Here is a 5,819-nt window from a genome sequence, read left to right on the forward strand (position 1 = left end):
ACTCTGCCGAGCCGGCGGTCCGGCACCTATTTTGCCGTCAGCAGCCCGCGCAGCGTGCCGTCGAGCCAATGCACGTCGCCGATCCGCCAGCCATGAGCGGTGCGGACGAGATCGACCGTGATCGTGACCGGCGCGTCGAAGCTCTTATAGGCAACCGTGCCCACGGCCCGATCGGTGCCCGCCTCGGCCACGGCCACGTGCAGGTCCTTGATCTCCCAATCCTGGGCGCCGACGAAGGGGTCGCCGTCGAGGGTCGGCGGCTCATCGCCCGGGGCTGCCGCCTTGCGATCTGCGATCATCAGGCTTGCCAGGGACGGTTCGAAGTAGCGGCGGATGTCGGCATCGCTGTCGAGCGGCAGGCCCGTCTGTCCGGCCTTGCCGACATAATGCTTGTAGATCGCCGTCAGGAAGGCTTCCGGGGAGCCGTCCGCGGCCCGGGCCGTGCCGCCGCCGAAGACCAGAAGCATCAGGCACAGCAGAAAGCGGGATCTGGTCATGGCGGGCACTCCGGGAAAACCTGTTCAGGGCCGGGCGGCGATGGGCACGGCACACGGGGCGTCGCCGCGACCATGCCGCCCGATAGAAACAGCTTTCCAGGGTTGCAGCCAGCCCACCCGGCCGGATCTCGCCATCGACAGGTCAAACGGCGGATAATGGCCGCGCATGAATCGGCCGGGACACGGCCGCGTGAGGAATGACGATGACCTACCCCACCCCTGAGCCGGGGCTGCCCGACGCATCCGGCGTGCCCGGCCTGATCGAATGGCTGTCGGGCGACGAATGCCACGATGCGCCGGACGGAGAGGTGCTGGCCGTGCTGGGCCGCCGGCTGCGGGGGCTGGGCCTGCCGATCGACCGGCTGAGCCTGCATCTGCGCACGCTGCATCCAGAGATCCTGGCCCGCACCGTCGCCTGGAGCGAGGGCGAGCCGGTGGCGATGCAGGACCGCGACATCTCGGTCGAGCGCCTGCCGGACTATGAGTCCAATCCTCTCCGGCGGACCACCCGGGACCGGCTCTGGCTGACCCTGTCCACACCAGACGAGATGGTGCGGATGGAACAGCTGGACTTCTTCCGCGACCGCGGCCTTGCGGTGGTGGAGATCGTGCCGCTGGTGATGGGCCAGACCCCGGCCAGCTGTGTCTGCTTCGCCACCCGGCGGCCGGAAGGCTTCGGCCCGGAGGGGCTGGCGCTGATCCGGCGCCTCATCCCGGCGCTGCGCAGCGCCTGCGAGATCCGCCTGCTGCGCCTGGCCGAGGCCACGCTGCTGGACACCTATGTCGGCCGCATCAGCGGCCGCCGCATCCTGGACGGGCATATCCGGCGCGGCGATGTCGAGACGCTCGATGCCGCGCTGCTGCTGTGCGATCTGCGCGATTTCACCGTGCTGTCGAACCGGCTGCCGCAGGAGCAGATGCTGGACCGGCTGAACCTGTATTTCGACCAGGTGGTGCCGGGCATCACGGCGCATGGCGGCGAGGTCATGAAGTTCATGGGCGACGCCGTGCTGGCCTTCTTCCACCATGAGGACGGGGCGGCGGCCAGCTGCGCCGCGGCCTTCGAGGCGGCGAGCGAGGCCCTGGCGCGGATCCACTCCGTCTCGCAGGCCGGCACGCCGCTGAGCGCCGGGGTGGCGCTGCATCACGGCACGGTCGCCTATGGCAATATCGGTTCGGGCGGGCGGCTGGACTTCACGGTGATCGGCCGCGACGTCAACCTGGTCAGCCGGATCCAGACGGCCTGCGCAACCACCGGCCAGCCGCTGCTGATGTCGCCGCGCTTCAATGCGCTGCTGGACCGGCCGGGCAGCCGCAGCATCGGCCTTCACCCGCTGAAGGGCTTCGACGAACCGCTGGAGCTGTTCGCCTGGGCGAGCGGAACCGTCAGCCCTGTTGCGACCGATGGTGGACGGCCACCGCTTCCAGGCCGGCCAGGATGAAGCGCTGATAGTGGTCGATCAGGGGCCCGATCTCGGATGCCGGGTCGGCCAGGCTCGGCAGCACGTCCTGCAGCATCGTCCGGTTGGCCAGGGCCAGCAGCAGGCATGGCGCCACCACGGTCAGGATCGCCCGCCCGACCACCGCCTCTTCCGGCCGGGCGCCGATCAGCTGTGCCACGATGCCGCGCATGATTTCCAGCTTCGGCCGGATCTCGCTGCCGAAGAAGGCCTCCCGCAGCGGCGAGGGCGAGACGATCTCGCGGCTGAGCAGGCGCAGCTCCCATGACTTGGCGGACAGCTGCGCCAGCCGCTGGACGAGCGGCATGAGGTAGGCGCGCAGCTTGTCCTGCGGGCCGAGGTCGCTCTCGTCGATCTCGCGCAGCGCCTCGAGCGTCATGAAGTGGCGGTGCGCCCGCACCAACAGCGCCCCGTACAGCGCATCGATGCCGCCGAAATGATAGTTGACCGCGGCCGCATTCATGCCGGCGCGCTCGCAGATTTCCTTGCTGGTGGCCCGGCCGTAGCCCTCTTCGGCGAAGACCTCGCCGGCGACCTCCAGCAGGTGTTCGCGCGACCGGTCGCCCGCGCTGGGCTTTTCTCGGACGGGTCGGGCTTGGTGTCGGCTGGCAGTCATTCCAACGATCTAGCGACCCCCTGACAAAAAAACAATTTTAAATTTGAATTTGACTGCCGATATAGGCGGGAGCAGAGAGTTGGCGCCGCCAATCCAAAGGGTCGACAGATGGATACCGGATACATCGAGGCTGACGAGCAGCCGAAGCCCGACAGCGGGCAAAAGCCCGCCGCCCCCGAGGCACCGGCCCGCCGCAAATCCGGTGCGAGGTCGCTCATCCTCTGGGCCATCCTGGCCTGCATCCTGCTGGGCGGGGCCGGCTGGTACTATTTCGGCGGCCGCGCCACGGAGACGACGGACGACGCCCAGGTCGACGGCAACGTCGTCGCCATCGCGCCCAAGGTCGCCGGCTATGTCCAGACCCTCGCCATCACCGACAACCAGCGGGTCAAGGCCGGCGACCTGCTGATCCGGATCGATCCGCGCGACTATGTCGCTTCGCGCGACCAGGCCAAGGCGCAGTTGGCCAGCGCCCAGGCGCAGCTGGAGAACGCCCAGGTCAACCTCGAGATGACCAAGGTCACCGCCCCGGCCAAACTGGTCCAGGCCAAGGCGCAGGTCGCCCTGGCGACGGCGAACCGGGATCTCGCCGCGATCGACAATCGCCGCCAGGCCACGCTGGACCTGAAGGCAACCAGCCAGCAATCCAAGGACCAGGCCCTCGCCCAGCTCGGCACCACCGAGGCGACCCTGGCCAACAACCAGGCCCAGGTCGACATCTCCGGCCTGGTGGACGAGACGATCGCCCAGGCCCAGGCACAGGTCGACCAGGCCGCGGCCGGGGTGCAGCAGGCCCAGGCCCAGCTCGCGACCGCGGAGCTCAACCTGTCCTACACCGAGGTTCGGGCGCCGCAGGATGGCTGGGTGACGCTGCGCAACGTCCAGCTCGGCAGCTATGTCCAGGCCGGCCAGTCGCTGTTCTCGCTGGTCACGCCTGACGTTTGGATCACGGCGAACTTCAAGGAGAACCAGATCGACCGGATGCGGGCCGGCCAGAAGGTCGACATCCGGGTCGACGCCTATGGCGACCTGCGGCTGCACGGCCACATCGATAGCATCCAGCTCGGCACCGGTTCGCGCTTCAGTGCCTTCCCGGCCGAGAACGCCACCGGCAACTACGTCAAGATCGTGCAGCGGATTCCCGTGAAGATCACGATCGACAGCGGGCTCGACCCCGCCCTGCCGCTGCCGCTCGGCGCCTCGGTCGACCCCACGGTGAACCTGCAATGACCGCCGCGGCCGACGGGGCGGCGGCAGCTCGGCCGGCCGTCAATCCCTGGCTGATCGCCATCGTCGTCACCCTCGCCGCCTTCATGGAGGTGCTGGACACCACCATCGTCAACGTCGCGCTGCCGCACATCGCCGGCGCCATGTCGGCCAGCACCGACGAGAGCACCTGGACGCTGACCTCCTACCTCGTCTCCAACGGCATCGTGCTGACCATCTCCGGTTCGCTGACCCGGCTCTTGGGACGCAAGCGCTATTTCCTGATCTGCATCGCCATGTTCACCGTGTGCTCGTTCCTGTGCGGCATGTCGGAGAGCCTGGGCCAGATCATCGTGTTCCGGCTGCTGCAGGGCTTCTTCGGCGGCGGGCTGCAGCCGACCCAGCAATCCATCATCCTCGACACCTTCCCGCCGGAGAAACGCGCCCAGGCCTTCGCCGTGACCGCGCTGGCCACCGTGGTGGCGCCGGTGCTGGGGCCTGCCCTGGGCGGCTGGATCACCGACAATTACAGCTGGCGCTGGATCTTCCTGATCAACATCCCGGTCGGCATCATCGCCTTCATGGCGGTGACGGCGCTGGTGCGCGACCCGCCGGCGACGCGGGAGCAGAAGAGCAACAAGGGTCCGTTCGATTTCATCGGCCTCGGCCTGATCATCCTGGGCCTGGGCACCTTCCAGATCATGCTCGACCGTGGTGAGGATGCCGACTGGTTCACCTCGCCCTTCATCGGGCTGCTGGCCGTCTTCGCCGTCATCGGCATCGGCGGGGCCGTGGTCTGGCTGCTGCGCGCCAAACATCCGATCGTCAATCTGCGGGTGCTGGCGGACCGCAACTTCGCCGTCGGCTGCATCCTGATCTTCGCCATGGCAATCGTGCTCTACTCCAGCTCCGTCCTGCTGCCGCAGCTGTCGGAACTGCAATTCGGCTACACCGCGACGCTGGCGGGCGAATTCCTGGTGCCCGGGGCGCTGGCGCTGATCGTGCTGATCATCGTCGTCGGCCGCATCATGCCGCGGGTGCAGACGCGCTTCATCATCATGTTCGGCTATGCCTTCCTGGGCGTCGCCTTCCTGTATTCGGCCCATCTGACCCCGGACCTCGACTTCTGGTCGCTGGTGAAGATGCGGGTGTTCCAGACCGCAGGGCTGGGCTTCCTGTTCGTGCCGATCTCGTCGGTCACCTACCTGACCTTGCAGCGCAACCTGAACGGCGACGCCGCGGCGCTGTTCACCATGATCCGCAACATCGCCGGCTCGATCGGCATCTCGCTGTCAACCGCGCTGCTGACCACGCGCAGCCAGGTGCGCATGGCTTATCTGGGTGAGCACCAGACCGCGACATCGCAGCCCTATCTCGACACGGTCGCGGCCGTCACCCGGACGATCGAGGCGACCGGCGTGCCGCACGCCGCGGCGCAGCAGAGCGCCATCGGCCACCTGTACCAGCAGCTGATCGGCCAATCCCAGCTGCTGGCCTACACCGACGTGTTCGTGGTCTGCGCCATCCTGGCCTTCTGCGTTGCCCCCCTCGCCCTGCTGTTCCCGGCGGTGAAGGCCGGCGGTGGTGGCGGCGCGGCGCATTGACGATCAGCCGGTGATCCGCTCCACCCAGGCTGTAACCCCGGCGCCGACCGTCCGCAGATGGTCGGCCGCGGTGAAGCCCGAGACGCTCTTGCGCGGCTTCAGATCATGGTCGCCATCCTCGAGCCAGAGCAGCTCGATCCGGCTGGACAGCGTGTAGCCGGCCACCACGTCCCGCGTCCCGAACGGGTCGCGCGTGCCCTGGCAGATCAGCGCCGGCGTCGCCAGGCCGGCGAGATGGGCGGTGCGAAGTTGCGCCGGCTTTTCCGGCGGGTGGAAGGGATAGCCGAGGCACAGCAGCCCGGTGGTGTGGCCGGTGACGTACAGCTCGTCGGCGATCATCGAGGCCACGCGCCCGCCCATCGACTTGCCGCCGATGACCAGCGGCCCCGTGGCGCCGAGCTGCTCCACCGCCGCCTTGTACCCCGGGCCGAGGGTC

General features: G+C 68.3%; 6 protein-coding genes. 3 read left to right on the plus strand and 3 right to left on the minus strand.

All coding sequences use genetic code 11. From position 1 onward, the window contains the following. Positions 1-26: 26 nt before the first annotated feature. Positions 27-497: a DUF3828 domain-containing protein gene (locus AC3XYG_RS35080; protein ID WP_489144527.1), complete on the minus strand. Its 471-nt coding sequence runs from the start codon at positions 495-497 to the stop codon at positions 27-29. A gap of 203 nt (positions 498-700) precedes the next feature. Here AC3XYG_RS35080 and AC3XYG_RS35085 point away from each other — a divergent pair, with 203 nt between their 5' ends. Beyond that, positions 701-1,939 carry an adenylate/guanylate cyclase domain-containing protein gene (locus AC3XYG_RS35085; protein ID WP_489144528.1) on the plus strand — a complete coding sequence of 413 codons (1,239 nt, stop codon included), beginning with the start codon at positions 701-703 and terminating at the stop codon, positions 1,937-1,939. On the opposite strand, the gene AC3XYG_RS35090 is transcribed toward AC3XYG_RS35085, so the two are convergent. After that, on the minus strand, positions 1,884-2,573 hold the full coding sequence (locus AC3XYG_RS35090) for a CerR family C-terminal domain-containing protein (protein WP_489144529.1): 690 nt from the start codon (positions 2,571-2,573) through the stop codon (positions 1,884-1,886). The genes AC3XYG_RS35085 and AC3XYG_RS35090 overlap by 56 nt on opposite strands. 108 nt (positions 2,574-2,681) lie before the next feature. On the opposite strand from AC3XYG_RS35090, the gene AC3XYG_RS35095 reads away from it, so the two are divergent. Together AC3XYG_RS35095 and AC3XYG_RS35100 are read left to right on the plus strand one after the other, a co-directional pair. Then, positions 2,682-3,803: an HlyD family secretion protein gene (locus tag AC3XYG_RS35095; protein WP_489144530.1), complete on the plus strand. Its 1,122-nt coding sequence runs from the start codon at positions 2,682-2,684 to the stop codon at positions 3,801-3,803. Then, on the plus strand, positions 3,800-5,383 hold the full coding sequence (locus tag AC3XYG_RS35100; RefSeq protein WP_489144531.1) for a DHA2 family efflux MFS transporter permease subunit: 1,584 nt from the start codon (positions 3,800-3,802) through the stop codon (positions 5,381-5,383). Before AC3XYG_RS35095 ends, AC3XYG_RS35100 begins: the two co-directional genes overlap by 4 nt. Positions 5,384-5,386: 3 nt before the next feature. On the opposite strand, the gene AC3XYG_RS35105 is transcribed toward AC3XYG_RS35100, so the two are convergent. Beyond that, on the minus strand, positions 5,387-5,819 hold a 433-nt coding region (locus AC3XYG_RS35105), incomplete at its 5' end, for an alpha/beta hydrolase family protein (protein WP_489144532.1).

The sequence above is a fragment of the Inquilinus sp. genome (genome assembly GCF_057815775.1).